A 25,717-nucleotide genomic window follows, 5' to 3' on the forward strand; every position below is an offset into this window, starting at 1 on the left:
GTTGTGGCAGCAATTGAAAGCGTGTTCGCGCGCGAAATTCTTGATTCCCGTGGCAACCCGACCGTCGAGGTCGTTCTGCAGACCGAGGACGGCGCCGAGGGGCGTGGTCTGGTTCCCTCCGGCGCTTCCACCGGCGAGGCCGAGGCCTGGGAACGTAGGGATGGCGACAAGAAGCGCTATCAGGGCAAGGGTGTGCTGGATGCCGTCAAGGCGGTCAATGAGACCATCGCTCCCAATGTCATCGGCATGGACGCCACCGATCAGCGCGCCCTGGACGAGACCATGATTGACCTGGACGGAACCCCCAACAAGGGCAAGCTGGGCGCCAACGCCATCCTGGGCGTCTCCCTGGCTGCGCTCTATGCGGCTGCCGAGTCCGCCGAGCTGCCTCTCTACCGTTACCTGGGCGGCACCAACGGCCACATCCTGCCTGTGCCCAACATGAACATCATGAACGGCGGCGCCCACGCTGACTTCGCCACCGACATCCAGGAGTACATGATCTCCCCCTACGGCTTCGACTCCTACCGGGAGGCCCTGCGCGCCGGCGTCGAGGTCTACCACACCCTCAAGGGCATTCTGAAGAAGGACGGCCACGAGACCGGCCTGGGCGACGAGGGCGGCTTTGCCCCCAAGATGAAGTCCAACGAAGACTCCCTGAAGTACATCGTCGACGCCATTGAAGCTGCCGGCTACGAGCCCGGCAAGCAGATCGGCCTCTGCCTGGACGTGGCCTCCTCGGAGTTCTACAACAAGGACACCGACAAGTACCGCTTCGACGGCGAGGACCGCGACGCCGACTACATGCTGGACTACTACCAGGGCCTGGTCGAGCGCTACCCGCTGGTCTCCATCGAGGATCCCTTCGCTGAGGAGGACTGGGGCGCCTGGCAGAAGATCACCGCCGCCATGGGCGACCGCCTGCAGTTCGTGGGCGACGACCTGCTGGTGACCAACCCCAAGAGGCTGCAGAAGGGCATCGACCTGAAGGCCGCCAACTCCCTGCTGGTCAAGCTCAACCAGATCGGCACCGTGACCGAGACCCTGGACGCCATCGAGCTGGCCACCGCCAACGGGTTCACCTCCATGGTTTCCCACCGTTCCGGCGAGACCTCCGACACCACCATCGCCGACCTGGCCGTGGCCAAGAACACCCGCCAGATCAAGACCGGCGCTCCGGCCCGTGGCGAGCGCATCGCCAAGTACAACCGACTGCTGGAGATCGAGGAGGAGCTGGGCTCCACCGCCGAGTACGCCGGCTACAGCGCCTTCAAGGCCTGCAAGAAGTACACCAAGTAAGGTCTTGCCAGCCGGGCCGGACACCTTGCAGGTTTTGACCCGACTGTGAAGTCTTTCACCCGTGGCGGTCCGCGTCGGCTGCCGCGGGTATTTTTATGGGTATGGCCAAGAACAAACGTGACGGCGCCAACCGGCGGACAGGCAGGCGGTCGTCGGGACCCATCACCTTCTTTGTGGCGGTCATCATCGTGGCCCTTGGGCTGATTCAGCTGGTTTCCACCTTTCACGCCTACGCCATCAATCTTTCCGAGCTCAACGGCCTGCGCAACCAGCAGGCCCAGCTTGTCGAGCACAAGCGTGACCTGGAGAACCAGATCCGGCGCTGGGACGACAAGGCCTATGTGACCGCCCAAGCCCGGGATCGGCTGGGATTTGTCTTCCCTGACGAGGAGGCCATCCGGGTCCTGCACCCGGAGGCGGTCACGGGCGGCAAGGACAAGGACCAGGCCGGAAGCAAGGGGGTCCGGGCCCCCAGGAAGAACTCCCTGCCCTGGTATCAGGAGATGGCCTATTCCTTCGCCAAGGCCGACCAGGATCCTGCTGCCGACAGAAGCAAGGGGGAATCCAGTCCGACCGGCTCTGCTAGTCCGTCTGGTTCAAGCAGTCCAGGCGGTTCTGATGGCCCCTCTTCATCCGAGGGCGGGGGAGCGCAGTGAACTCCGACAATGAACTTAGCAGCAGGAAACAATCAGGGAAGATGAGGACAGCGTGATCAAGGCCCAGGAAAGGCCCCAGGCAGCAGTGGAATCTCAAGCCGCAGACAAGGGCCGGGTCGAGACTAGAGCCACCAGCCTGGTTACCGACCGGGATCTGGCGGCGGTCAAAGACCGTATCCAGGAGCTTCTGGCGACCCCGGCCACGCCGGAGCAGACAGCCGTCGTGAACCGGCAGCTGGGCCGCTATCCGCGGGGCATGGTGGCCGTGGGCGCCCGCTGCGTCTGCGGCAATCCGCTGGCTGTGGTCACCCGGCCCCAGCTGGAAGACGGCACGCCCTTTCCGACCACCTGCTATCTGACCAGCCCCGAGGCCGTCAAGGCCGTCTCCCGGCTGGAGGCCGACGGCGTCATGGCCGACTGGAATGCCGAGCTTGGTTCGGATCCGGACCTGGCCGGCGCCTATCGCAGGGCCCACGAGCTCTATCTGGCCTTCCGCTCCGCCCTGGCCCAGCGGCTGGGCGACGACGAGGGGCACATCGCCGGAATCTCGGCCGGTGGCATGCCCAAGAGGGTCAAGTGTCTGCACGCTCTGACTGCCCAGTCCCTGGTTATGGGGCCTGGGGTCAATCCCCTGGGCGACCGGGTTCTGAGTCTGGTGCGTCGGGTATTCGACCCGCAGGTCTGCCGGTGCGCGCAGCCTTGGACTGAGGCATCACGGCAGGCGAACCAGCAGGAAAACCAATGAAGGGGGCTTCCATGGATCAGGTTACGGTGGCGGGCGTGGACTGCGGCACCAACTCCATACGTCTGCTGATAGCCCAGGTGGACCGACAGGGGCTCCACCCGGTGGCTCCCAGGCTGATGCGGGTCATCAGGCTGGGGGAGGGTGTGGACCGCAACCACCGCTTTTCCGATCAGGCTCTGGACCGTGCCTTTGAGGCCTGCCGGCTCTTCGCCCAGCAGCTGCGGGAACACCCGGTGGACGGCCTGCGCTTTGTGGCCACCTCGGCCACCAGGGACGCTGACAACCGAGAAAGTTTCGAAGAGGGGGTGCGCTCCATCCTGGGGGTCACGCCCGAGGTCATCAGCGGCTCCCAGGAGGCCTCGCTGAGTTTTCTGGGCGCGGTCAGCGTGCTGGAGCAGCGGGGCAGCGCCGACATGCCTCCTGCGCCCTACCTGGTGGTCGACCTGGGTGGCGGCTCCACCGAGCTGGTCCTGGGCGGGGACGGGAGCGATCTGCCTGTGGACCAGGTCAGGGCCTCCTACTCCATGAACATCGGCTCCGTGCGGATGACCGAGCGCCATCTGCTGGGCGATCCGCCCACCCAGGAGCAGATCGACCAGGCGCTGGAGGATGTTGACGGCTGGATCGACCGGGCCTTCGAACAGGTTCCCGTAGCCGGGGTAGGCAGCCTGATCGGGGTCTCCGGCACGGTCACCACCATGAGCGCCCTGGCACTGGGATGCGAGGTCTACGATCGCCATGCCGTCGATGGCCGGTCCATTGCGGTCGATGCCGCCCGCCGGGTTGACGACCGAGTGCTGAATATGAGCCGGCAGGAGCGCAGGGAACTCAAGGCCATCCATCCCGGCCGTGTGGATGTGATCGGCGGCGGTGCTCTGATCTGGAGCTGTCTGCTGGAGCGTCTGGGCCAGGCCAGTCCCAGTGCGCTGGCTTCGGGAACCTATGTGGCCAGCGAGCACGGTCTTCTGGATGGCCTGGTCCTGGACTACGGCCGGACCCTCCTGCGCGAATGATATACTAAGGCGTTATGGGTTACGGCCCCGGTGGCGAAATGGTATACGCATCGGACTTAAAATCCGCCGCCTTCACCGGCTTGTGGGTTCGATTCCCACCCGGGGCACCAAGGCCTCATCGGCTTGGACGGCAGTGTCGCAACTTGTCACCCGGCCGACGAACCGATACTCTGGTACGCAAGAAAACCAAAGGAGTTGTCATGAGTGACCAATCCATGCCCGAGGTGAACGCCGAATTCGGCGCCACGCCGACCATAACCTTCCATGGTCCGGCGCCCAGCGGGCTGCGCGCCGTGGAGCTGGTCGAGGGGGACGGGCCGGTCGTCCGCAAGGGCGATACCGTCACCGTCAACTATCACGGCGTCGTCTGGGGTTCGGATCAGGTCTTCGACTCCAGCTTCCAGCGCCATCAGCCGGCCAGCTTCGGCATTGGCGTGGGGCAGGTCATTCGCGGCTGGGACCAGACGGTGCCCGGTCACAACGTGGGGTCCAGGTTGGTGGTCTCCATTCCGCCGGAGTATGGATATGGTCGTCATGGGATGCCCCAGGCGGGCATCGGCGGCGACGATACCCTGGTTTTCGTGATCGACATCATATCGACACGGTAGACAAGGGTCTCCAGGCGCCGGTGAGGGCCGGCGCCTTTTTCATACCCTTGACTTTGCAGTTCAGGTCGGGCCACGAGACAAGCGCATCAAACAAGGAGGAATCACATGGCTGAGGAAAAGACGATTCTGCTGACACAGGCCGCTTACGACAAGCTGAAGGAGGAGCTCGACCACCGTCAGGGCGAGTACCGCGACGAGATCACCGAACGCATCGCGGCGGCTCGGGCTGAGGGCGATCTGAGCGAGAACGGCGGCTATCAGGCTGCCCGCGAGGAGCAAGGCAAGAACGAGGGGCGGATCAACGAGCTGATTGTCAAGCTGCGCAACGCAAAGATCCTCAAGGCTCCTAAGGCTGGCACGGTGGGCAATGGTTCCCTGGTCACCCTGACCATGGCCGGCAACGAAATGGTCTATGTATTGGGCTCCAGGGATTTGACCGTGGCCACCGACTACGATGTCATCAGCCCCGAGTCGCCCATCGGCGCGGCCCTCATGGGCGCCAAGAAGGGCCAGACCGTGACCTACAAGGCCCCCAACGGCAAGGATATCTCGGTCACTGTCACGGATGCCCGGCCCCTCAAGTAGCGGGACGACCCCTCATTGTCCCAGCCTGTCCTGAATGAAGCCGTCCTTCGCCATGGTCGACGAAGGGCGGCTTTGTCTACGCCATGACGGCTCTGTGTGCGACCGCTTGATTCTTGAGGCAGACCGTTGTCTTTATTGAAAATGCATGGGATTGGCGAGCCGCTCAGCGCAGGTTGCAGACCACCAGGTAGATGGCCACGATATGACAGGCGTAGCCGATGACCGTGCCGCAGTGGAAGATCTCGTGAAAACCGAATACCCGGGGCCAGGGGTCCGGTCGGCGCAGGCCGTAGACCACTGCTCCCAGGATGTAGGCCAGACCGCCGGCCACGATCAGCCAAACCACCGGAGGACCGGCCATGGGGGAGTCCCAGAAGAGCTTCAGGAAGCCCACGCCCGAGACTCCGAAGACCACGTAGACCAAGGTGTAGAGCCAGCGAGGAGCCTCTATCCAGAAGACGTGGACGATCATGGCCACCAGGCTTGCCCCCCACATACCCAGGATGATAATCCGCCGCCAGAAGGGGTCCAGCGCGAAGGAGATAGGGGTGTAAGTGCCGGCGATGAGCAGGAAGATGTTGACATGGTCCAGGCGGCGCAGCACGTCCGTGGTCCCTGGTGTCCAGTCGCCCAGATGATAAAGGGCGGAGTTGCCGAAGAGGGCCAGCGAGGCGATCATGAAGACGGCGCAGGCCAGCTTGAGGCCAGTGCCGTGGGCCAGACAGATCAGCACGATACCGGCGGCTAGGGCCAGCGGGGCGGCGACGGCGTGGATCCAGCCACGCAAGAGTGGCTTGGGACGACCGTGCACATCCAGACGGACCTTGCGCTCGATCTCCATGTCGGGGATGCCCTCGATGCGGGATGCCTTGATCTCTGCCTTGGTCATGATTCGCGCGGCTTTGGCTTTGGCCTTGGCGCGCACCGCGTCAGCCCTGGCCTGCAGGTGGGCCTCATGGGCCACCTCTGCATCCCGACGCAGGTAAGTCAGCTCCTGGCGGCGCTGCTGGCGGCGGCGTTCGAGATCGGGGTCGACCTCCTGGTCTTCAGGCGGTCTGCCGTCCTCGCTGGTCCTGGTTGCCATAGCCCTCCCTTGGCCCCTTGACTGGTCCGGGTCTGTCGGGTCCGGTCGCCGGGGCGAAACATCCGTGAACAACCCTACCCCAGACCTGTGTATTGGACGCGCATGTCATCATCGCCTTGGGCATGACCCGCCTGTCTGCTTCCGAGAGCCCTTTGTATGATGGAGAGCATGGCTGATTTTTCCGAGATTCTGGCATCATGCGACGACTGCAATGAGGAAGACCGCGAGTGGCTCCACCATCTGGTGGCCGACTGGCAGGTCATTGCCGATCTGAGCTTTGCGGACTTGCTGCTCCTGCTGCGCACCGGCGAAGGGGAGTTCACTGTAGCCGAGCAGTGCCGACCTTCCACGGTCATGTCTCTGCGCACTGAAGATGTGGTGGGGGAGCACTTCCCTGCTGATCGTCGCGATGAGCTGGAGGCGGCCATGCGGTCCAAGGGGGTGCTGCGATCCACCAAACTGCGCACCATAGGCCGCGCTACGGTCTGCGACGTTTACGCCCCGATCCGCCACCAGGGCAGAACCCTGGGCCTGGTGGTCCGCGAGACCAATATGGCCACCCGCGAGTCCAACGGCCGCTATGAGAGCGAGAGCATCAACTCGGGCAAGGAGCTCTTCGAGATGATCACCCGCGGTGAGTTCCCCTATGCGGATTCAGTACTCAATCAGCGGCACAATGCCAGGGTGGCCGATGGTTTCTTCGTGCTGACTGCAGGCGGCGTGGTGCGTTATGCCTCGCCCAACGCCATCAGTTGCTTCCGCAGACTTGGCTCGGTGGAGACCATGATCGGCCAGTACCTGAGCGAGATCGGCACTTCCCTGCTCAAGGAGAACGATCCCGTGCCTGACTCCCTGCCACTGGTCCTGTCGGGCAAGGCGGCCGTGGACTCGGAGCTGGATGCCAATGGGTCGGCCGTCTCTATGCGTTCCCTGCCTCTGTATGGCAAGCAGGGCAGGACGGGCGCCATCGTGCTCTGCCGGGATGTGACGGAGTTGCGCCGCAGGGAGATGGAGCTGCAGACCAAGGATGCGACCATCTCGGAGATTCACCATCGGGTCAAGAACAACCTTCAGGCCGTTTCGGCCCTGCTGCGGCTGCAGGCCAGGCGCACCAAGTCCGACGAGGTCCGCAAGGAGCTGGAGGAGGCCCAGCGTCGCGTCCAGACTATTGCAGTAGTGCATGAGGGCCTCAGCCAGACTGCAGACGAGATTGTCGACTTCGACAAGGTGATCGCCAACCTGCTGAAGATGAGCGTGGACCTGGCCACGACCAGCGACCAGCACATCACGATCTCATATGTGGGCAAGTTCGGGATGATGCCGGCACAGGATGCCACGCCCCTGTCCCTGGTGCTGACCGAGCTGGTTAACAACGCCGTCGAACATGGCTTCGAGGGGCGTGACGAGGGGCATATCACCATATCGGTGGGCCGTGGCGGCAACAACCTCAATGTGGTGGTCGAAGATGATGGCAACGGTTACAGCACGGAGTCAGACCAGGGCCAGGCTCGTTCCACCGGTTCCGGGCTGGGCACGCAGATCATCAATACATTCGTCACCAACGACTTCGGCGGCACGGTCAAGTGGGAGCCCCGTCGGGATGGGGGTACCCGGGTGGTCATCAACATTAAGCTGCGCGTGGCCCAGGATGTGTGAGGTTGGTCGCCTTTTAACGGGGAAGCCTTTTAACCAAGGGTGCTTTTCGGAAAAAGAAAAGGGGCGAAAGCGTTAAGCCATCGCCCCTGGATCTTTGCGATCGAGAAGGAATCAGGACTGCATCTGCATGGCCTGGGACCTGCGCGCACGCATGGCCCGACGCTTCAAAGCCCTGCGTTCGTCCTCGCTCAGTCCGCCCCAGACACCGTAATCCTGGTTGGTGTCCAGCGCGCACTTGAGACAGGCGTCAATGACCTTGCAGGTCCGGCACACGGCCTTGGCCTCCTCGATCTGCTGATAGGCCGCACCTGTGTTGCCGACGGGGAAGAACAGCTCAGGGTCCTTGTCACGGCAAGCAGCCTTGGCGCGCCAATCAAACGCATTACTCATCTACCTAAGCCTCCAAGAAGTTTTTATCGATGATTTATCACTACCCTATGCAAGATAAGCACGATGAGTGACTTTTTTCAAGGGTCCATTTGTTTTACGGCTAAAGAGAACACCTGTAGCGGAATACCGGCGCCCGCATCCAGGATCAGGCACCGTCCAGGAATGGCACTGGTACGGGCCGATAAGGTCGCCAATCGATCCGCGGGGATGCCAGCTGCCAGATCGGTCCCCCGTTCGCCACAGGGAAACACCAGACGATGACTGAAACGTTCTGGTCTGCGCAGGGCGCTGGGTGTGTCCACGGCGAGAATCACAGCGGCGTCTTCCTGTCCCAAAGCCTCCTGCAGAAGAGGGGCCAGAGGATCCTGACAGAGCGGATCCAGCAGATCCTGGGCATCATCAAGAATCCAAACCAGCCCCCGTCTGCCACCCTGATGACTCTGAGGGGGTGGCGGCACCGAGCCGGGAAAATCTCTGCTGCTGTAGTCGTGACCTGTCCGACGCGTGATGCGCAGATCGAAGTTCGGCCTTGGCTGGTCTCCCAGCTTCATCAGGGCGACCAGAGAACGAGCCAGAAGGGCCAAAAGAGTGCTTTTGCCTCGGCCTCGCGGTCCAATCAGGGCTGTATGACCTTTGATCGGCAGGTGATAGATGTGCAGCAGGACTCCGTCGTCGATGTGTCCCAGGGGTATCAAAGGCCGTCCCGATTGCCAGAGGACATGTCCGCAAACCGGATCATTCTCTGGCAGTGGAGTAGAGAAGAGGGGCGCTGGCGGGCAGCTACCGCAGAAGCGGCTGGCTTTGATGATCTGTTCCACCAAGGCCTGTGGGTCATCCGCTGGGCAAGTGCGAAAGGCCTGTGGGCCCTGGCCCCGATCCAGGAAGCCCAAACCTGGGCATGCCGGAGTGATTGCCGTGGCGCAGGAGGAGCCCAGTAGCTCCCTGGACTGCAGGGGATCACGTACCCTCAGACAGATGCCCAGGTTCATATTGGCCCGCATCTGAGCACTGACCTGCCCCATGGTCTGCTGGGTACAGGCCACCAGGTTCATGCCCAGGGACCTTCCTTGGGAGGCCAGTGAAGTCAGCTTGCCCAGATAGTCAGGCAGGAGCTGACGCAAGGCTTGGAACTCGTCGATGACCACCACTAAGCGTGCCGGTGGATCTGCCATCAGTGAAGTGTCTGCCACGCCAGCTGCGGCCACCAAGCGCTGACGCCGCTCCAACTCCCGCTGAAGGCCGTTCAGCGCGCGTACAGCCCGTTCCAGGTCCAGATTGGTCACGCAGCCCACAGTGTGCGGCAGTCGGGCCAGCAGGCTGAACCCGGCGCCGCCCTTGAAGTCCAGCAGGACCAGGTTGAGCCGATCCGGCGGTTGGCTGGCGGCCAGGGACAGGCACCAGGTCTGCAGAAAGACCGATTTGCCTGATCCTGTGGTACCCGCTACCAGGGCGTGGGGTCCATCGTGCGGCAAATCGATGATCAGCGGATTATGATCAGGGCAGATTCCGATGACTGCCGGTGCCGTCTTCCCTGTTCCGGCAAGCCAGGCGTGGACGATGCCCTGCCAGAGCAGACCGTGTGCTCTTGAAGTCGCTGATTCCGACAGCCGGGACTCAAGCTGAGGGCCAGGTTCAGAAGCTAGCTCAGCCAGGTCCTGTCGGGTCTTGTCCAGCGTGTTTGCCGATAGAGCGGCACTATTGGGTACTGTGCCGTATGCCCGTTGTGTACCGGCAGGGCGAGAGGACGGTGGCCGATGGTGCGCTCGCAGCAGGCTCAAAAGCACCATGGCTAAAGTTCCCGTCAAACTTGGCAGCAGCAGGAGGAGGAGCATCCAGCGGCCCTGGCCGACCACGTACCAGATCATGCCTGCCTGGGCTAGGGCCGGTGCCGTCTGTGCAACCAGGGTCAGAATGACCTGGGCTCTGCTCTTATTTGCAGGGCGCGGATGGTCATTCTCGGTTTCAATCGAAGTCTGCGAGCCGATCGTTGCCGATGCGGGAAGTGCGTTTGCTGGCGAATGGGCATTGGTCATGCTCCCAGTCTGAAAGGCCCGGCTGTTGATTGCCAGAGCGAACCTGTCATGTGGTCGAATGTGGATGAGGCTGGCAGGATTCGAGAAGCGTGTGTCGGATGCAGCTGTTAGATGCCGCCGACGGTGCCAGGATCGTGACTGCCCTGGACCAGCTGGTTAAAGAGGTCGATGTTGCGGGCCTGATCCAGAAGAACGGTTGAACCGATCCATCTGTTGGGGTAGTAGTCGGGGTCGGTCCAATAGAGACTTCCGGTAATGCCTTTCCCGCCACTGGCGCTGCGGAAGGCCAGGACCATGCGCACTAAGTCTATGGCGTTAGTCCGCTCGTCCACTACGAGGGCATCCAGCCCTGCCGAAAGAACCTTGTTGGCTGTAGCGGGGTTGAGCAGGACCGAGGGCTGCAAAGCCTTTGAAGTGATGGCCGATATGGCCTGACGCTGCCGCTCGGCCCGCCCGAAGTCACCCTTGGGATCCGAGTAGCGCATGCGGGTGAAAGCCAGTGCCATGCCGCCGTCAGCCTGATGGCAGCCCTTGGACCAGACCATGCCTGAATTTGGGTCGTTGACGTCCGCATCATAGCAGAGATTGATGCCACCCATGGCATCGACTACCTTGCTGAGGCCTCCGAAGCGGATCAGAGCCACATGGTCGATCTTGTGGCCCGTGATGTCCTCGATCTTGCTGGTCAGGGCCGTGTATCCCGATGTGTATGCCACGGCGTTGATCTTCATGTAGTCCCCGTCCTGTTTGACCAGAGAGTCGCGGGGGACTGAAATCAAGGAAGCAGCTCCGTGCCGGGGCTTGGTCAGCACTAGGATGGTATCGGTCCGGAAACCGGTGATGCTGGTATCCTGGCCTGCCCCCGGGGAGCCGTCGCGCTGGTCTGACCCCAGCAGAAGCCAGCTAGTTGCCCCGGAACCTGGGGCGTCCGTCAGCATTTTCTCGCGGGTGAGTTTGGCATTGATCCAGAACCAGCCGCCGCCCGCCAGTACGAACAGAGCCAGCAGGATGACCAGCAGCAGTATGACCATGAACCTACGTAGGGGATGCTTGCGGGTCAGGGCAGCACCGGTTTGCAGGTGCCGGTTGCCCTGATTGCCGCTGTCGCTCCATCCGTTTGTGCGGGGAGCAGTCGGGCCAGCTGGCCTGGGTGTGGTCCGTGAGGAGCCGCTGGTGCGCCTGGCTGTTCGGGTTGTGCCGGCCTGCCTCGGTTGATTCACGCTCCTTGAGGAGGGCGAGAAACTGGGAGGTTCCTGCTGCCTTCGGCTGTGACTGGAAGTTTTGGCGGGAGATTTGGGGGTGGATCCGGGATGGCGATGCCTGGAGGGCATGAAGCTGGGTGGCTCCTGCTCTTGTCCGCCTTGGTCTGAACCAGTCCGCATGCCTTCAACCTCCATAGCTTTGACCGACTAGGCAAGCAATAGCATGTTTGAACGACTTGAGGGGGTTAATCGGCTATCTCTGCGCCGGAACCGCACAGACCGTGGCGAAAAGGTAGCGGTCTGCCATGCCGATGTATTGTCCGGTTCCCGCATCTTTGATGGTACCGTCGTTCGGATCCACGATTCCGCCCGTGCTCGGATCGATCAGGGTCTTGTCGGGCATGGTGATCAATCCTGTGCGAGGATCCGGCTGAGGCAGAGCGGTTGCGGATGCAGAGGGGGCCTGGCTGCTGGTCCCTGTGTCAGAGCTCTTGCTCTGGGTCTGAGCATCGCCTTGGGTGCTTTGGGTCTTCTGCTCGCCGTCGGTCTGATTGTCCGACGAGGAGGTCGAGTCAGCTTCCTCATTGGCCTGGGTCAACGGCTTGCCTTGGCGCAGCAGGTGCCAGATGGTTTCGGCCTGGTCGGTCCATACCACCCGGTTGCGGTCCAAAGGCCATTCCTCGACAGGTACGGTCCGGGCGTAGATATGGGCGGTGTCTATATGTTTGAGCGAGTTGCCCAGGCCTAGCAGGGTTTGGAAGCTGCCCAGACCCTCGCTCAGCTGCAGGGTGGACATGGAGGTGGTGGCCAGACGGTAGGCCTTGGGCAGGTCCGAATAAATGTCAACGGTCTTGGCTTCGTTGACAAGGCTTTTGATCAGGTACTGCTGGCGGGTGGTGCGCATAATGTCCGATCCGTCTGCGCTGGTTCCGTGGCGCATACGGGCGTATTCGGTGGCCTGGGTCCCGTCCAGATGGTGCAGACCGCGTTTGAGGTCAATGCCGGTGTAGCTGTCCTGGGTGTCCCTGGGGATGCACACGTCAACCCCGCCTAGGGCGTCGATGATGGACTTGAGGCCGTTGAAGTCGGCCACCACGAACTGCTGGATGTCCAGGCCGGTCAGGGAGCGGACTGCAGCCAGGGAACAGCTGGCGGCTGAATTTACGTCGCCGCCTTGGTTGTAGCCTTCCGCGAAAATTGAATTGAACATGACCTGACGTCGGGCTGGGATGGTCTTGTCCTTGCTGGTGGTGCAGGCCGGTGCGTCTACGATGGAGTCCCTAGGGATGGAGACCACGTTCACAAAGGAGCGGTCGGCGGCGATTTGGACCACCATGGCCGTGTCTGACTGGTGGTTGTCCTCCAGGCCGTCCCCGCTGCCTCCCACGTCCGCATTGCCCTTGCCTTCGCGGGTATCCTGGCCCAGCACCAGGACGTTCAGGGTTTTGCCCTTGTAGATGTCTTCCGGATCCTTGCGCGCTTGGGCCAGGGGATTGACAGGCTCGAGCACATGCATGTGCCCATTGATGTCTGTCCAGAAGGCCGCTGCCATTGAGGCCGCGAAGCATAGGACGAAGGTCAGGGCCAGACAAATGCCGGTACGCAGGCGGTGGCTGTTGCGGAACCCGCCGCTGTGTTGGGGCTTGCTGTTCCTGCCCGCCTTGATGTTGGGCAGACCCATCTTTCTGGTTGGGGACGTCAATGGTATGCCTTCCTCATCGGCTGTCGCTGTAGGGGCCATTCCGGCGGGAAGAACCGGTATGGCGATGACGCGTGCTTGAACCAGTCATAGTATAGTCTGACCCCCATCCGCAGCTCCTCTTCGGGCGATACGGATCCGTCCATAGGCGGCAGAGTTGCGCTTGCAGACATTTAGGGGTTGACAGACGACCCCCGCAGCGGCTGTAATAAAAGTGTGTAAACACACTAGGGACTGGGGGGTCGCTATGAGTGGTTTTATTGACACTCGATACAGCAGTACAACTAAAAACAGGCTGACGCCGCTGATGCAATGGTTCGAAGTCAACATCGGACCATCATGGCGAAGCGAGGCGCTCTGTGCACAGACTGACCCGGAAGCATTCTTTCCGGGCAAGGGAGGCTCCACTCAGGAGGCCAAACGGGTCTGCGCAGACTGCACCGTCCGAAAGCAATGCCTGGACTGGGCCGTCGAGCATGACGAGCGCTTTGGCATCTGGGGCGGAATGAGTGAACGGGAGCGCCGCCGCTACAAGAAGATGATGCGCGCACAGCGTCAAGTCTGAATCGCCGCAGGTGCCTTAGCGAGACATCCGGTGACCTGGTTTGCGTAGACTGGAACGCATGAGTTTCGTCGCGCCTCAAGCCCAGGATGTCCGGCAGGTCCTCTCTTCTGTCATGAACGAATGTTCCCCTGCTGCGAGTCCTCATGTAGAGGATGCCGTGGCTGCGGTGATCACGGTCGAGCATGATCTGACCTACCTGCCGGATACCCTGCGTGCTCTCTTGCGCCAGAGTCTTTTGCCTCGGATCCTGGTCATCGCTGACTGCTCGGGAGCCACTGCCGAGCCTCTTTATGCGCAGTTTCCAGTGGATGGGCCAGCGCGGATGGAGGTGCAGGTGGTTCGCGCGCGAGGTGCATCCTCTTTCGGCGATGCCCTGGACAAGGCGCTTGGCTATGCCCGTCTGCCTGGCCGGATTCGCGCTCTTTGGCTTCTGCACGACGACTGCCGTCCGCTGGATAGGCATTGTCTGGACAAGCTGGTCGACACCTGGCACAGCAATCCCACTGCCTCCCTGCTGGGCTCCAAGCAGTATGACTGGCAGGGCCAGGGGCTGCGAGACGTGGGTCGGTATGCCTACCATCACGGAACGGTGAGTCTGGTAGTGGACAGCGAGCCCGACCAAGAGCAGTATGACGCGCGTCAGGATGTCTTTGCCGTGAGCCTGGCTGGTGCCCTGGTGCCCATGCAGACCATGAAGGACCTGGGTGGGCCAGGCGCCTGGGCTGGCACTTTTGGCCAGTCCGATGATCTCTGCCGCCGCATCTGCCTGTCAGGCGGACGTGTGGTGGTGGTGCCCAGCGCTCGAATGGCCCATGCCAGTGCTCGGATGAGCGGATTGCGTGATCGGAATGGGCGGCCGGTGCAGCCTGACCGCCCCTTGGATGCCTCCATAGGCCCCATGCTGGCTCGGGAACGCTATCTGCTGACTGATTTCGCCCTGCCCTGGTGGCCTCTGGTCTGGCTCTGGCGGATCCTGGCTGCCTGCTGGTTCATGGCGGTTGATCTTATCGGCAAGCGGCCCTACCGAGCTCTCTGCCGTCTGTGCGCGCCCTGGCGGATTCTGGCTCGTCCTGCAGCCTTGCTTACCATGCGCCGCCGTCTGACATCTGCCTGTCATGGTGGTCCCCGCCGATTGGACATTCTTCAGGCCAATGGCCAGCAGATCCGGCAGTGGCAGCAGCGCAGGAAGGCCTTCCGCGAACAGCAGGAGCATCCCATGCTCAGCCACCTGGCCCTGGCGCATCTGCGCCAGCAGCTCCTGCGGCGCCTGGCATGGGCATCAGGGATGACGCTAGCGGTCTTGGTTGCCTTGGTGGCTACCCACTGGCCCCTGTGTCGCGCGGTTTTCTCGGGAGAAGCTGTCCATGCGCCCTCACTGCCGTCGTCAGGAGCCGACTGGTCCCGCTTGCTTGCGGCGACTACAACCTCCTGGTCTTGGGCCGGGGGCGTAGGGCAGTCCGCAGTTCCTGCCCCCTTCCTCTTGGTGCTCCTGCCTTTCGCTCTGCTGACCGGCGGTCATGTGGCCCAGGCCATGCCCCTGATGCTCCTGGCGGAGACGGGATTGGCCGCCTTGTCTTTCTGGGCCCTGGCCGGCGTGGTCACCAGGTCCAACCCCATCCGCGTCCTGCTGGGGTTGCTCTGGACTGGCCTGGCATTCGCCCTGGGCGTTGTGGACGGTCTGCAGCTGCCCATGCTGACGGTCATGGCTTTCATGCCTGCCGCTTTCGCTTTCGTTTTCAAGGCCGTGGGATTGTATCAGACCGAGGCTCCTGTGCGCCCTAAGGCTTCGGTTCAACAGGCGGCTCTGGCTTCCATCTGCTTTGTGCCGGTACTGGCAGCCGAACCTCAGCTCATGCTGGCCATGATTCCGCTCTTCATCATGGCGATCTGCCTGGTGCCCTCCCATCGGGCCATGCTGCTGCTGATGCCGCTGCCTTCGGCACTGGCCCTGGCGCCGACCCTGGCCAACTCCTTGCATCATGCCAATCAGGGGCTTTGGAGACAGCTTTTCGCCGATCTGATGATCCCTTCAGCAGACCTGACAGGCCGCCCCAGAGTTGGGAGCCTGGGAGAGTTGCTGACCCGCCTGCTGGGCTTGGATGTTTCGGCCCTATGGCCCCTAAGGTGGCGACCTGAGCTCTGGCGTCCGACCACGCTGGCCTGTTGTCTGCTGGCGGTAGCCCTGCTTGCTTTCATCGCCTTGGTCGTGCCTCGGGTGCTCAAGGCTGCCAGGATTCTTTGGATCACGGTCTTGCTTGGCCTGGGCCTGGCGCTTGTCTCGCAAGCGGTCTGCACCGGCCTGGACGAGACCGGTTCAGTGGCCGGTTCGGTCCTGCCTGGCATGATGATGGCGTTCATGGGGATGCTGGCTTGTTTGGGCCTCTTGGCTGGAAAGGCTGTCCGTCCTTTCTCGCCCCTTGCTCCCGGACACGATCAGGCCCCTGACGGCGATGACGATCGTCCGCCCCTGCCTCCTGCGCAGTCCGGAATCTCGGCAGCTGTGGTCGATGGTGGCGGACGGGTTCTGAGGCTCTTGTTGGGCTTGGCCCTGGCACTGGTTACAGCAGGTGTAGCAGTGGTCGGTCTGGCGGCGCCTGAGGGAGGACCCCTGTCTGCTGATGACCGGCGGCTTCCGGCAGTGGCGGTGGATTATCTGGACAAGGATCCGTCCCATCGAGTGCTGGTGCTGACTTCACCCTCCCATGGCCGTGTGGCATACAACGGTCTGCACACCTCTCGGGGAGAACTGATCGATGCTTCGCCTGCCCTTCGTGTCCAAAGGGTGAATGGCAGGCGGATGGCAGGCGAGGATGTCCTCTCCCATTCGGCGGCGGCTCTGATGGCCAATGCCGACTCCAAGGCCGTAGCCGCTGTGACCGACCTGGGCTTTGGTGGTATCTACGTGCCCGTTGACCGTTCTGGAGCTGCAGGCCTGGGATCCACGCCCAACGATGACCTGGTATCCAACATCACCGCCAGTGATGGCGCCCAGCAGGTGGTGGCCAATGCCCAGGGAACCTATTTCCGTTTGAGCTCGCAGTCCGGCAAGGATGTGGGCGTCGACATGGCCGGGGTCCGTCAAGCAGAGGCAAGCACCTGGAGGAGGGTCTGGCTGTGGGCCCTGGGATTGGTGCTGCTGGGATACTGCCTGGTGGCTCTGCCTCGACCGGGCTATTTTGGAGGGGAGCAACTATGAGTGCACGAAGCAAGGGATCCCTGGCAGCTGCACTGGTTTCGGCGCCCCTGGTGGCGGTTCTGATTGCCGCTCTGCTGGTCTGGACGCCTCCGGCATTCTTGGCTGATGGAGCCAAGGGTTCGACAGTGGTTGCCAGCCGGGTCAGTCAGCGGGAGGTGGCGGCCTACTGCCCGACTCGAATGACGGTAGCCGATGAGGATAAGGTCGGCGATGACCAGTTCAAAGCATCCGAGGGCGATTTGACCGCCCGTGTCACAGCCGCCGCCTTCGGATCCATCGGCAGTGCCAGCTTGACCCCGCTGGGGGACGGGCGACGCATCATGGTGACCGATCCCGATCTCTTGGACGGGCAGAAGGCCATGGCCGCTTCGCTCGATCCCGGCGCCTCGGCCGCTGTTTTCGATGCCCGGATGCTCAAGTCCCAGCCGGGCACGGGTGCTGCGGTCGGTATGGTTTCCTGGGCCACCAAGGGCGATTTGCGCGGGATCCAAGCGCTGGCCTGCCCCCGGGCCGTTATGGATGCGGACTTTCTGCTGCCCGCTACCGGCCGAGGAACCACCCAGCGGCTGGTGGTCTACAATCCGTCATCCAAAGCCACGGTGATCAGTCTTGAGGCCCAGGGTTCGCACTCCTCAGGCAACCTGTCCCTTGAGACCGGGAAGACCATGACTGTGGCACCCGGCGGCCATGCCTCATACGACCTGTCTGCGGCGGCTCCTGACCAGCAGGCCATCTATGTTCGGGCTCGCAGTTCCCAGGCTCCAGTGGCCATGTCGGTCTCTGTCAATGTCATGGCTGGACTTGATCCACGCGGATCGGATCAAGTGGTTGCCTTGGGGGCTCCCGGTCGTGATCTGGTTATTCCCGGCTTGCGCGGGGCAGACCAGGCCACCCTGCTTCTTCAGAGCTCACGGGCCACGGCGGTGGACCTGTCCTGGATGGATGAAGGCGGTCAGCAATCCTTGCGGCGGGTGGACCTGCAGGGTTCCCGGGCCACGGCGGTGGATCTGGGTGGGGTTCCTGATGGCAAGCTGGCTCTGCATGTGCATGCCGACCAGGCTGTCCAAGCAGTCCTGCAGGTGACCGGCCAGGGCAATCAGGACCGGTCGCAGTCCGACCTGACTCTGATCCCTGCGGGGACTGCTGCCGCCTCCTCGGCTCTGACCATATCGCAGCCTGCCCAGGCCTTGCTGACCCTTGCCAACCCCTCGGCCGATCCGATCAAGGCCGAACTGGTTGGATTCGACGAGAAGGGCAACAAGCTGGGGGAGCGCTCGCTGACCGTTGAGGCGGATCGTGCCCACGAGCTTTCAGCCCATGAGCTGGGTGATAAGGTGGCTGCCGTTCGGTTGAATGAGGACTCGGGGCATGACTCCTCCCGGCTGATCTGGAACGCACGCCTGAGCGTGGATGCCGTCAACCAAGCTGGCCTGGCCGGCCTGGCGGTCATGACTCCTGACGGGCTCATGCCTGTAACCACCCTGATTCGCTCAGGCCCCGACTCCAATGTCCTTCCCTGAGATGGGCTTTCAGCGTCCCCACATGGGGTCAATCTCCTCGGGATCACGCCCATAAAGATCGGCCAGTTGCAAAACCAGCTCGTCACGGATGATCAGCTCCAGCTCCATGCGGTCCCGGGTCTTGCTCTGGATGGGCAGACGGTAGAGGACAATTCTGGCGGGGATGCCGCGGCTTGCCGGGAAACTGCGTGAGAAGAGGTCCGACCTATCCTCCCAGGGGGTTGGGTCGGAGGGAGGCACGTCCTCAACGGCGAATTGGACGGGCTTGACCAGCTGGGGCCAGCCGACGCTCAGCCGGCGGATCTGTGCCGCGGTCAGATCGTCGAAGACCCCGCATCTGGTGCGATAGCGGGGCAGGCGGGTGCCGAAAGTGGGCCGACGAATCCCACGGCCATGACTGTCCCGGTAGATGCTGCGGGACCAAGGCGGCTGATCGCTGATCATGACACTCACCATAGCCCCTCAACTCTGAGTCGGTTTTGATTCAGGGTGTCTTGTAGCATGGTGCGATGATCCACAAGCGGATGGGAGCAATCATGGCGAAGGATTGTGCAGTGAACGTGGCCTGGTGGGGCAATCAAGACATAAGGTCCATCTGCACGCGGGCACGGGTGCTGGCTTTCGATCTGGACAACACCCTGGCGCTGTCCAAGACGCGCATGGACCAGATCATGGCCGTCCATTTCGCCGCTCTGACCAGGCTTCGGCCCGTAGCTATCGTATCGGGCGGGCGGTTCAGTCAGTTCCGCGATCAGGTGTTGGATGCCCTGCCTGACGATACCCGTTTTGACCAGCTGCATCTGATGCCTACCAGTGGCACCCGCTATTACCGCTGGCAGGACGGAAGCTGGGATTGCGTCTACGCCCACGACCTGAGCGCCCAGGACCGGCAGGCGGCCGAGGAAAGCCTTGAGCGCAGAGCCAAGCAGCTGGGCGACTGGGAGGAGCGGGTCTGGGGGGCGCGCATTGAGGATCGTGGTAGCCAGATAACCTTCTCCGCCCTGGGTCAGCAGGCTCCCGTGGCAGCCAAGGAGGCCTGGGATCCCGACAACAGCCGCAAGGACGCCCTGGCCCGGGCCGTAGCCGCCGATCTGCCCCATCTTCAGGTGCGCTCAGGCGGTTCCACCAGTGTGGATATCTCAGCCAAGGGCATTGACAAGGCCTATGCCATGACCTCCCTGGCCAAGATACTGGGCGTGGATGTCGGCGAGATTGCCTTCGTTGGTGACCGGATGGATCCGGACGGCAATGATTATCCAGCTGCTTTGGCTGGGGCCATGGCTCTGCGTGTGCACAATCCCGCTGATGCACTGGACCTGATTCGGGCTATGGAGGCTGATCTGGCCCGAACCTGTTCGCAGACGATTCTGTGAACAGATAGCCTGTTCATGCACATGGTCCTGATCTGCTTGCCGATCCTCTTTGCTTGCGGGTTGGCTGTGCAATATGAGCAACTCTTCATCGGCATTTGACCGACTCCGACAAGCCGCTTATGCTGTGGGCTCGACCTTGGCGGGCTCGGCTCTGGACCTGTTGGCTCCTCGAGCCTGCGCCGGTTGTGACCGCCCTGACCTTCTGCTCTGCCCCAGTTGCAGATCCCTGCTTTTCCGACCCTTCTCGGTGCCTGCGCCAGCCTATGCCGCGGATCTGGCCCTGGCCTGCGCTCCATATCGCGGTCCGGTCAGGCGGATCATTCTGGCCTGGAAGGACCATGATAACCGGCCCTTGGATGGCCCCTTAGGCCAGGTCATGGCCGATCTGGCTCCGGCCCTGTCCAGGCTGATCAGTCCTTTGCTCCGATCCAAGTCTGCTAAGGCAATCCTGGTGGTTCCCGCCCCCTCTTCGGCCGCCTCCCTGCGGAAGCGGGGGAGAGTCCATCTGCAGCCGATCCTTCTGTCCCTGGTTTCGGCCCTGCAACGGCAGGGTCTGGCTGCACGGGTGGAACCGGCTCTGATCATGAACTCCGTGAGAACCAAGTCCGTCCAGGCGGGCGGCCGTCGGAACCGTTCACGTCGGCTGGCGGGCCGGATCGCAGTTGCAGATCACTTACGCCTGGCCGACCATCCCATCCTGGTGGTGGACGACATCATTACCACGGGATCCACCATCCGCCAATGCGCTCGGGCTCTGGAAACCGCAGGTGCTCTGCCGCTGGCTGCCTTGGCTCTGGCGGCTGTTTCTCCAGGCCATGAGGACCTCTAGCGGGCCTGCGCTACAGCCATCTCATCCCAGCGGGTGGTGGCCCGGAGGGAGAGCATGCCCCGGTTCATGGCCCAGTCAGCCCCCGTATCCTCGTCACCCCGACCCTTGCCACGGATGCCTCCATAGCCTACGCCCACTCGGAAGGGGCCGAAACGACGGGTGGCATCCTCCAGGACATCTCCCAGACCATGGGCGTCCCGGGCTGCGTCCAGGCCTTCCAGGGTGTGGAAGCGGTCGGCGTCGGTCAGGTCCAGCAGAACCACTCCGGCCCGAATCCAGCGGGCGTGCGGATCCACTCTGCCCTTGAGTGCTCGGCTGGCTGCGCCGGCGATGACCAGCGGGTCGTCGCTGGGATCCTCCAGGACGACGGTCTGGCCGGCTGCGCAGAACTGCTGGGGCGCATAGGGGCTGGTGGAGCAGAAGACCCGCACTTTTCCGCAGAGGCCGTGCTGCCGACGCAGACGGCGGCAGGCCTTCTGGGCGTAGATGCTCAGTGCCTGAGCCAGGGTGGCGTAGCCCTCGATAGGGTGAGAGAACATGCGCGAGCACAAAATCTGATCGGTGCGCACGCCTCTGGCGGCATCCGCCTCGGGCTCGATGCAGGGCCGTCCTCTCAGCTCAAGGACGGTGCGCTGCAGCATGACGGAGAACCGGTGCCGGATCAGGGAGGGATCGGCATCGCGCAGATCCAGAGCAGTGGTGATGCCCATGCCCATGAGCCTGCCGGTCAGCCGTCGGCCCACCCCCCAGACCTGGTCGATGGGCACTGATGCCAGAGCCTGGTCGCCATACTGGGCTTCCACCTGGTTCCAGAGGGTGATCCCCTCGGTCGAGGGATGATCCTTGGCCCAGTGGTTGGCCACCTTGGCCAGGGTTTTGGTGGGCGCCACCCCCACGCTGATGGGAATGCCGGTGGACCGTAGGACCGCGGCGCGCAGATCCCGGCAGATCTCGACGGTGCGCTTGTCGTTCCATATGCTGTCCATGAAGCATTCGTCGATGGAGTAGACCTCCTGGTTGGGCAGGAAATGGGCCATGATAGCCATCATGCGTCGAGAGAGGCTGGCGTAGAGCTCATAGTTGGAGCTGCGGGCCACCACCCCGTCCTGCAGGGCTCGGTCACGAATGGTGAACCAGGGTGTGCCATTGGTGATGCCCAAGGCCTTGGCCAGGCGATTGCGGGCCACTACGCAGCCGTCGTTGTTGGACAGCACGACTACCGGACGGTCAGCAAGGGCGGGATTGAAAACGGCCTCGCAGGAGGCATAGAAAGAATTGGCATCGGCCAGGACTACCCGGCCTGTCAGAGCGGTCCCGACTGCAGGATCGGTCGGGACCTGCGCGCTCATGCCGACCCCCAGCCTGTGGAAGGGTAGACGGGTTTCCGGCCCTGGTTTCCCGTGGGCCCGTGTCCATGCGGGGCGTGTCCGGGGTAGGTGACCTGAGGCAGTGGAGAGCCGCTCCGGGATTCGCCACTGGCATCCACTCGCTGCCAGTGGTAGTTGCCGATGACGACCCCCCAGATGACCAGTTCCTCGCCCTCCTGGGGCAGGAAGTCAGGGTAAGCGGGGTTTTCGGCCCGCAGCATGGTCCGCCCCTTGCGCTTGGCCAGCCGTTTGACCAACAGCTCGTCGTCCAGGATGGCGATGACGATGTCTCCCTCGCGCGGCTCCAAGGACCGGTCGACCACCAGCAGGTCCCCATCGAAGATGCCAGCGCCGGTCATGGAATCGCCGGCCACATGAATGATGAAAGTGGCATCGGGGTGGACGATGACGTTCTGATCGAAGCTGAAGTCGCCACTGAAGTAGTCCTGGGCCACTGAGGGGAAACCGGCGTGGACGGCCTCCAGGGCTTGGGGGACAGGGATGGGGCGCCCTCGGAAGAGGTTCAGGGCATCAACCCGGCACTCCGGCAGGGAAACAGGGGCCGCCTCCGGCGACCCATGGATGGTAGCGACCATGGCACACCTCGAACTCGATGATATTCGAACAAATGTTCGATTTCATTATGAGTCGAAGTCCGCCTCCCCGTCAATGCGGCGCGTCGGACCCGCCGGAGCGGTCCCCGTCCATCTCGCCCTCGTCGGGATCGTGGTGGTATCTAGGCAGGATGATTTCGAAGTCCGCTCCGCGCGGATCATCCACCACCTGCACTTGTCCTCCATGCAGCTGAGCCGCCCATCGGGCGATGGACAGTCCCAGCCCGGTGCCTCCCGACTCCGTGCCCGGCCCGGCCTTGCCCTTGACGAAGCGCCGGAAGATGTCGGTGCGGGCCTCGGGAGGTATCTGCGAGCCGAAGTTGACCACATTAGTGACTATGGCCTCATGCTGCCGGTCTTCGTGGGCCTGGATCAGCACCGTGGTGCCGTCGGCCGAGTGCTTCAGGGCGTTGCTGATGATATTGGTGAAGAGCTGGCGCAGCCGGTCCTGGTCGCCCTCCATCCTCAAGCCCTTCTCCAGATCAACCTGGATGTCGTGGGCATGCCCGGCATCGGCTATGGCCAGGGGCTGAAGGGTCTCGTCAATGAAGTCCCCGAAGTCGAAGTCCTCGATCTGCAGGCTGGCGGCCCCGGCCTCCATCCTCGACAGGTCCAGCAGGAAGGCGATCAGGTCAGACAGGCGGTGGGTCTGCTCCAGAATCCCCTCCAGGTTGGCTGGCGTAGGCTCGGTCACACCGTCCGCCATGTTCTCCACCATGGCCTGCAGGGCCGAAACAGGAGTGCGCAGCTCGTGGCTGACATTGGCCACCATGTCACGGCGCATCTGATCGGCGTGCTGGAGCTCCTCGGCCATCTCATTAAAGGACTGGGCCAGGAGTCCCACCTCGTCATGGCTGGTTGTCGTGGCGTGGACCCGAACCGTATAGTCACCGTCGGCCATGGCCTCGGCTGCATCCCGCATCTGTCGCAGGGGCGCGGTGAGCCCTCGAGAGAAGAAGTAGGTAATCCCCAGGGCCACCACCAGGGTCAATGGCATGGCAATCCAGCCGCTCCAGCCCATCTTCAGCAGAAACCAGGCCATCACGAAAGCGATGGCTGTAGAGATGATGATCAGGACGCTCAGCTCCACCTTCAATGAGGCGAAGGATCCGATGGGACGTTCGCGATCCACCCGCGCGCTCAGATTAGGTCTCTTGTGCTGGTTTCTGCCATCCTTGCTCATTGCGTGCATCCGCAGCCGCTATCGCTGATCCTGGTCCTGTCTCTGGTCCTCGGGCGGTTCGAAGGCGTAGCCCACTCCGTGCACGGTGCGAATCATCTGCGAACCCAGCTTGTGGCGCAGGGCCTTGACATGGGAATCCACTGTCCTGGTGCCCGAGGCATCCACCCAGTCCCAGACCTCTTCCAGCAGCTTCTCGCGGGTGAGCACGGACTTGGGTCGGCGGGCCAGTGTGGCCAGCAGGTCGAATTCGGTGGGAGTCAGGTGGATCTGTTCCCCATGCAGGGTCACGATGCGCTGGGCCGGGTCGATGACCAGCGATCCGAAGTCCAGCACTTTCTCGTTCTCGGAGTTCTTGGCTATGACCTTGGCCCGCTCCACCCGGCGCAGAAGGGCTTTGCAGCGGGCGATCAGCTCACGCATGGAGAAGGGCTTGGTCATGTAGTCGTCAGCGCCGGCGCCCAGACCGGTTACCTTGTCGGCTTCATCGTCTCGAGCGGTCAGAATCAGAACCGGCACCGGCCGCTCGGCCACGATCCGCTTGGTGGCCTCCAGTCCGTCCATGACGGGCAGCATGATGTCCATGATGACCAGGTCGGGTTTGATCTGGGATGCAGCCTGCACGGCGCTGGCACCGTCCGAGGCCACCCGTGCCGTCCACCCCTCGGCAGTGATGCGCTGGGCGATGGCAGTGGCTAGGGTGGGTTCGTCCTCAACCACCAGGATGGTGCTGGGTGTAGTGTAGCGGCTTGTGTTTTTGATCATGCCTACCTCTGTCTTCGATCACTGATCCGCAAAACGATGGTCGTCATGCGGGGTGGAGCCTTTTGGCGTTCGTTCCACCACCGTCGTTTCTTCCAGAATAGTCTTCAAAGCCTCCAGGGGAAGTGTGCTCGCGGAGAATCGCGTCGCCTCCTGATGCCCGTCGGCAAGTCCATGCGCAATGACATTATTATATGGTATTTTATCGACTCGTTCTGGAGGACATATGGGTTACAAGGTCGGTGACATGGTCGTCTATCCGCGTCATGGGGCCGCCAGGGTGGATGCCATCACCGAACGGACCGTCAAGGGCGTCACCCGTAAATACCTGCAGCTGTCCGTGCTCTCCTCTGACGGGCTGGTCATCAATGTTCCCGTTGAGAACGCAGCCAAGGTGGGCGTCAGGGACATCGTCGACGCCAAGGCAGTGGCCAAGGTCTTCGAAATCCTGCGCACCCCGGTGGTCGAGGAGAAGGAGATGAACTGGTCCCGTCGCTATAAGCTGAACGTGGAGAAGATAGCCACCGGCGAGGTCAACAAGATCGCTGAGGTGGTGCGCGACCTCTCTCAGCGCGATGTGGACGAGCATGGGCTGTCGGCGGGCGAGAAGCGGATGCTGATCAAGGCCCGCAAGATTCTGACCTCCGAGATCGCCCTGTCCGAGAAGCTGGACGAGGACGAGGCCCAGCGTCTGTTGGATGTCAATCTGGGCTATGCAGAGCCCATTCCTGGTGACGATAAGCACCATACCAAGTCCCCCAAGGAACCGGCTTCCAAGACCCTGGCACGGGTGGCCCAGGAGGCTGCCAAGACCAAGAGCAAGGGCAAGACCAAGGCCAAGCGCTGAGGCTGGGGCCGGTCATGGGTGATCCGAGCATTGGACTGGGCTTTGATGCCCATCGCTTCGACCCGACTGGTGAGCGTCCTCTCTGGCTGGCCTGCCTGTCCTGGAATGATGGAACCCCTGGCCTGCTGGGCGATTCTGACGGCGATGCAGCGGCCCATGCTCTGATTGATGCTATTTTGTCAGCCGCCGACCTGGGTGATATTGGCACCTTATTCGGCCTGGGCGTACAGGCTCCCGGGGCGGGCATGCATGGGGCGGCCATGCTGGAGAAGACCATGGATTGCCTGCATGACCACGATCGTATGCTGCTCAACGCCTCCTTGGTCATCGTCGGCCAGCGCCCCAGAATTTCCTCCCGTCGCCACCTGGCCCAGCAAGCTATGAGCCAGGCCGTCGGGGCACCGGTTCGGTTGACCGCCACCACGACTGATGGCATGGGGTTCACCGGACACGACGAGGGCATCGCCGTCATGGCCACCGCAATGGTGGACTGA

The 25,717-nt window shown here is 62.7% G+C and carries 24 protein-coding genes and 1 tRNA gene; 15 read left to right on the forward strand and 10 right to left on the reverse strand.

What is annotated here, in order from left to right; translation table 11 throughout:
• Positions 1 to 3 precede the first annotated feature (3 nt).
• The 7 genes from eno to ACGG9J_RS00095 all read left to right on the forward strand — a co-directional run bounded on the left by eno (position 4) and on the right by ACGG9J_RS00095 (position 4,906).
• Complete coding sequence (gene eno, locus ACGG9J_RS00065; RefSeq protein ID WP_144085704.1) at positions 4 to 1,299, forward strand: phosphopyruvate hydratase; 1,296 nt, start codon at positions 4 to 6, stop codon at positions 1,297 to 1,299.
• Positions 1,300 to 1,400: 101 nt separating this feature from the next.
• Positions 1,401 to 1,955, forward strand: a complete 555-nt coding sequence (locus ACGG9J_RS00070) for an FtsB family cell division protein (protein ID WP_390132482.1) — start codon at positions 1,401 to 1,403, stop codon at positions 1,953 to 1,955.
• A gap of 52 nt (positions 1,956 to 2,007) precedes the next feature.
• A complete protein-coding gene (locus ACGG9J_RS00075; protein WP_390132484.1) occupies positions 2,008 to 2,700 on the forward strand; it encodes a DUF501 domain-containing protein in 693 nt (230 codons plus the stop codon).
• 11 nt (positions 2,701 to 2,711) lie between these two features.
• Positions 2,712 to 3,713, forward strand: a complete 1,002-nt coding sequence (locus tag ACGG9J_RS00080; protein ID WP_390132486.1) for a Ppx/GppA phosphatase family protein — start codon at positions 2,712 to 2,714, stop codon at positions 3,711 to 3,713.
• Between the two features lie 24 nt (positions 3,714 to 3,737).
• Positions 3,738 to 3,823, forward strand: a tRNA-Leu gene (locus ACGG9J_RS00085).
• A gap of 90 nt (positions 3,824 to 3,913) precedes the next feature.
• A complete protein-coding gene (locus ACGG9J_RS00090; protein ID WP_390132488.1) occupies positions 3,914 to 4,321 on the forward strand; it encodes an FKBP-type peptidyl-prolyl cis-trans isomerase in 408 nt (135 codons plus the stop codon).
• A 105-nt stretch (positions 4,322 to 4,426) separates the two neighbouring features.
• Positions 4,427 to 4,906 (forward strand): GreA/GreB family elongation factor, encoded by a 480-nt coding sequence (locus ACGG9J_RS00095; RefSeq protein WP_390132490.1) that lies wholly within the window; start codon positions 4,427 to 4,429, stop codon positions 4,904 to 4,906.
• 163 nt (positions 4,907 to 5,069) lie between these two features.
• Here the strand turns inward: ACGG9J_RS00095 and trhA are convergent, their stop codons facing one another.
• Entirely contained in the window at positions 5,070 to 5,990 is a 921-nt protein-coding gene (trhA, locus tag ACGG9J_RS00100) for a PAQR family membrane homeostasis protein TrhA (RefSeq protein WP_390132492.1), read from the reverse strand.
• A 168-nt stretch (positions 5,991 to 6,158) separates the two neighbouring features.
• On the opposite strand from trhA, the gene ACGG9J_RS00105 reads away from it, so the two are divergent.
• A complete protein-coding gene (locus ACGG9J_RS00105) occupies positions 6,159 to 7,646 on the forward strand; it encodes a sensor histidine kinase (RefSeq protein ID WP_390132494.1) in 1,488 nt (495 codons plus the stop codon).
• Between the two features lie 111 nt (positions 7,647 to 7,757).
• On the opposite strand, the gene ACGG9J_RS00110 is transcribed toward ACGG9J_RS00105, so the two are convergent.
• From ACGG9J_RS00110 to ACGG9J_RS00125, 4 genes are all read right to left on the reverse strand, one after another.
• Entirely contained in the window at positions 7,758 to 8,036 is a 279-nt protein-coding gene (locus tag ACGG9J_RS00110; RefSeq protein WP_015021978.1) for a WhiB family transcriptional regulator, read from the reverse strand.
• A gap of 77 nt (positions 8,037 to 8,113) precedes the next feature.
• On the reverse strand, positions 8,114 to 10,069 hold the full coding sequence (locus ACGG9J_RS00115) for an FtsK/SpoIIIE domain-containing protein (RefSeq protein WP_390132497.1): 1,956 nt from the start codon (positions 10,067 to 10,069) through the stop codon (positions 8,114 to 8,116).
• A gap of 107 nt (positions 10,070 to 10,176) precedes the next feature.
• Positions 10,177 to 11,289 carry an LCP family protein gene (locus ACGG9J_RS00120; protein ID WP_390132499.1) on the reverse strand — a complete coding sequence of 371 codons (1,113 nt, stop codon included), beginning with the start codon at positions 11,287 to 11,289 and terminating at the stop codon, positions 10,177 to 10,179.
• 235 nt (positions 11,290 to 11,524) lie between these two features.
• On the reverse strand, positions 11,525 to 12,973 hold the full coding sequence (locus ACGG9J_RS00125; RefSeq protein WP_390132501.1) for an LCP family protein: 1,449 nt from the start codon (positions 12,971 to 12,973) through the stop codon (positions 11,525 to 11,527).
• A 304-nt stretch (positions 12,974 to 13,277) separates the two neighbouring features.
• On the opposite strand from ACGG9J_RS00125, the gene ACGG9J_RS00130 reads away from it, so the two are divergent.
• The 3 genes from ACGG9J_RS00130 to ACGG9J_RS00140 are packed head-to-tail and all read left to right on the forward strand — an operon-like array spanning position 13,278 to position 18,251.
• Positions 13,278 to 13,535 (forward strand): WhiB family transcriptional regulator, encoded by a 258-nt coding sequence (locus ACGG9J_RS00130; protein WP_390132503.1) that lies wholly within the window; start codon positions 13,278 to 13,280, stop codon positions 13,533 to 13,535.
• Positions 13,536 to 13,593: 58 nt separating this feature from the next.
• Positions 13,594 to 16,731, forward strand: a complete 3,138-nt coding sequence (locus tag ACGG9J_RS00135; RefSeq protein WP_390132505.1) for a glycosyltransferase — start codon at positions 13,594 to 13,596, stop codon at positions 16,729 to 16,731.
• Positions 16,728 to 18,251, forward strand: a complete 1,524-nt coding sequence (locus ACGG9J_RS00140; protein ID WP_390132507.1) for a DUF5719 family protein — start codon at positions 16,728 to 16,730, stop codon at positions 18,249 to 18,251. Before ACGG9J_RS00135 ends, ACGG9J_RS00140 begins: the two co-directional genes overlap by 4 nt.
• Positions 18,252 to 18,260: 9 nt before the next feature.
• Here the strand turns inward: ACGG9J_RS00140 and ACGG9J_RS00145 are convergent, their stop codons facing one another.
• Positions 18,261 to 18,695: a metallopeptidase family protein gene (locus tag ACGG9J_RS00145; protein WP_390132509.1), complete on the reverse strand. Its 435-nt coding sequence runs from the start codon at positions 18,693 to 18,695 to the stop codon at positions 18,261 to 18,263.
• 92 nt (positions 18,696 to 18,787) lie between these two features.
• Between ACGG9J_RS00145 and ACGG9J_RS00150 the strand changes: the two genes are divergently transcribed.
• On the forward strand, positions 18,788 to 19,624 hold the full coding sequence (locus tag ACGG9J_RS00150; RefSeq protein ID WP_390132511.1) for an HAD-IIB family hydrolase: 837 nt from the start codon (positions 18,788 to 18,790) through the stop codon (positions 19,622 to 19,624).
• A 73-nt stretch (positions 19,625 to 19,697) separates the two neighbouring features.
• The gene (locus ACGG9J_RS00155; protein ID WP_390132513.1) at positions 19,698 to 20,453 is read left to right on the forward strand and encodes a ComF family protein; all 756 of its coding nucleotides are present in this window, start codon (positions 19,698 to 19,700) and stop codon (positions 20,451 to 20,453) included.
• Here ACGG9J_RS00155 and ACGG9J_RS00160 read toward each other — a convergent pair.
• The 4 genes from ACGG9J_RS00160 to ACGG9J_RS00175 form a co-directional block, all read right to left on the reverse strand.
• Positions 20,450 to 21,802, reverse strand: a complete 1,353-nt coding sequence (locus ACGG9J_RS00160; protein ID WP_390132515.1) for a Y-family DNA polymerase — start codon at positions 21,800 to 21,802, stop codon at positions 20,450 to 20,452. The two genes, ACGG9J_RS00155 and ACGG9J_RS00160, sit on opposite strands and share 4 nt — an antisense overlap.
• Positions 21,799 to 22,416: a LexA family protein gene (locus ACGG9J_RS00165; RefSeq protein ID WP_390132517.1), complete on the reverse strand. Its 618-nt coding sequence runs from the start codon at positions 22,414 to 22,416 to the stop codon at positions 21,799 to 21,801. Before ACGG9J_RS00165 ends, ACGG9J_RS00160 begins: the two co-directional genes overlap by 4 nt.
• Positions 22,417 to 22,486: 70 nt before the next feature.
• Complete coding sequence (locus ACGG9J_RS00170; protein WP_390132519.1) at positions 22,487 to 23,617, reverse strand: sensor histidine kinase; 1,131 nt, start codon at positions 23,615 to 23,617, stop codon at positions 22,487 to 22,489.
• An 18-nt stretch (positions 23,618 to 23,635) separates the two neighbouring features.
• Complete coding sequence (locus ACGG9J_RS00175; protein ID WP_390132521.1) at positions 23,636 to 24,379, reverse strand: response regulator transcription factor; 744 nt, start codon at positions 24,377 to 24,379, stop codon at positions 23,636 to 23,638.
• A gap of 223 nt (positions 24,380 to 24,602) precedes the next feature.
• Here ACGG9J_RS00175 and ACGG9J_RS00180 point away from each other — a divergent pair, with 223 nt between their 5' ends.
• Together ACGG9J_RS00180 and ACGG9J_RS00185 are read left to right on the forward strand one after the other, a co-directional pair.
• Complete coding sequence (locus tag ACGG9J_RS00180; RefSeq protein ID WP_390132523.1) at positions 24,603 to 25,223, forward strand: CarD family transcriptional regulator; 621 nt, start codon at positions 24,603 to 24,605, stop codon at positions 25,221 to 25,223.
• 14 nt (positions 25,224 to 25,237) lie between these two features.
• Positions 25,238 to 25,717, forward strand: coding sequence for a 2-C-methyl-D-erythritol 2,4-cyclodiphosphate synthase (locus ACGG9J_RS00185; RefSeq protein WP_390132525.1), 480 nt, complete (start codon positions 25,238 to 25,240; stop codon positions 25,715 to 25,717).

The sequence above is a fragment of the Bifidobacterium apicola genome, from assembly GCF_042846865.1.
GTDB classification, from domain to species: domain Bacteria; phylum Actinomycetota; class Actinomycetes; order Actinomycetales; family Bifidobacteriaceae; genus Bombiscardovia; species Bombiscardovia apicola.

Bases quoted from the DNA above. Each gene is read 5' to 3' on its own strand.
- ACGG9J_RS00070 (WP_390132482.1), top strand. From the start codon at position 1,401: ATGGCCAAGAACAAACGTGACGGCGCCAACCGGCGGACAGGCAGGCGG.
- ACGG9J_RS00080 (WP_390132486.1), top strand. From the start codon at position 2,712: ATGGATCAGGTTACGGTGGCGGGCGTGGACTGCGGCACCAACTCCATA.
- ACGG9J_RS00090 (WP_390132488.1), top strand. From the start codon at position 3,914: ATGAGTGACCAATCCATGCCCGAGGTGAACGCCGAATTCGGCGCCACG.
- ACGG9J_RS00095 (WP_390132490.1), top strand. From the start codon at position 4,427: ATGGCTGAGGAAAAGACGATTCTGCTGACACAGGCCGCTTACGACAAG.
- trhA (WP_390132492.1), bottom strand. From the start codon at position 5,990: ATGGCAACCAGGACCAGCGAGGACGGCAGACCGCCTGAAGACCAGGAG.
- ACGG9J_RS00105 (WP_390132494.1), top strand. From the start codon at position 6,159: ATGGCTGATTTTTCCGAGATTCTGGCATCATGCGACGACTGCAATGAG.
- ACGG9J_RS00110 (WP_015021978.1), bottom strand. From the start codon at position 8,036: ATGAGTAATGCGTTTGATTGGCGCGCCAAGGCTGCTTGCCGTGACAAG.
- ACGG9J_RS00115 (WP_390132497.1), bottom strand. From the start codon at position 10,069: ATGACCAATGCCCATTCGCCAGCAAACGCACTTCCCGCATCGGCAACG.
- ACGG9J_RS00130 (WP_390132503.1), top strand. From the start codon at position 13,278: ATGCAATGGTTCGAAGTCAACATCGGACCATCATGGCGAAGCGAGGCG.
- ACGG9J_RS00135 (WP_390132505.1), top strand. From the start codon at position 13,594: ATGAGTTTCGTCGCGCCTCAAGCCCAGGATGTCCGGCAGGTCCTCTCT.
- ACGG9J_RS00140 (WP_390132507.1), top strand. From the start codon at position 16,728: ATGAGTGCACGAAGCAAGGGATCCCTGGCAGCTGCACTGGTTTCGGCG.
- ACGG9J_RS00145 (WP_390132509.1), bottom strand. From the start codon at position 18,695: ATGATCAGCGATCAGCCGCCTTGGTCCCGCAGCATCTACCGGGACAGT.
- ACGG9J_RS00150 (WP_390132511.1), top strand. From the start codon at position 18,788: ATGGCGAAGGATTGTGCAGTGAACGTGGCCTGGTGGGGCAATCAAGAC.
- ACGG9J_RS00155 (WP_390132513.1), top strand. From the start codon at position 19,698: ATGAGCAACTCTTCATCGGCATTTGACCGACTCCGACAAGCCGCTTAT.
- ACGG9J_RS00160 (WP_390132515.1), bottom strand. From the start codon at position 21,802: ATGAGCGCGCAGGTCCCGACCGATCCTGCAGTCGGGACCGCTCTGACA.
- ACGG9J_RS00165 (WP_390132517.1), bottom strand. From the start codon at position 22,416: ATGGTCGCTACCATCCATGGGTCGCCGGAGGCGGCCCCTGTTTCCCTG.
- ACGG9J_RS00170 (WP_390132519.1), bottom strand. From the start codon at position 23,617: ATGAGCAAGGATGGCAGAAACCAGCACAAGAGACCTAATCTGAGCGCG.
- ACGG9J_RS00175 (WP_390132521.1), bottom strand. From the start codon at position 24,379: ATGATCAAAAACACAAGCCGCTACACTACACCCAGCACCATCCTGGTG.
- ACGG9J_RS00180 (WP_390132523.1), top strand. From the start codon at position 24,603: ATGGGTTACAAGGTCGGTGACATGGTCGTCTATCCGCGTCATGGGGCC.
- ACGG9J_RS00185 (WP_390132525.1), top strand. From the start codon at position 25,238: ATGGGTGATCCGAGCATTGGACTGGGCTTTGATGCCCATCGCTTCGAC.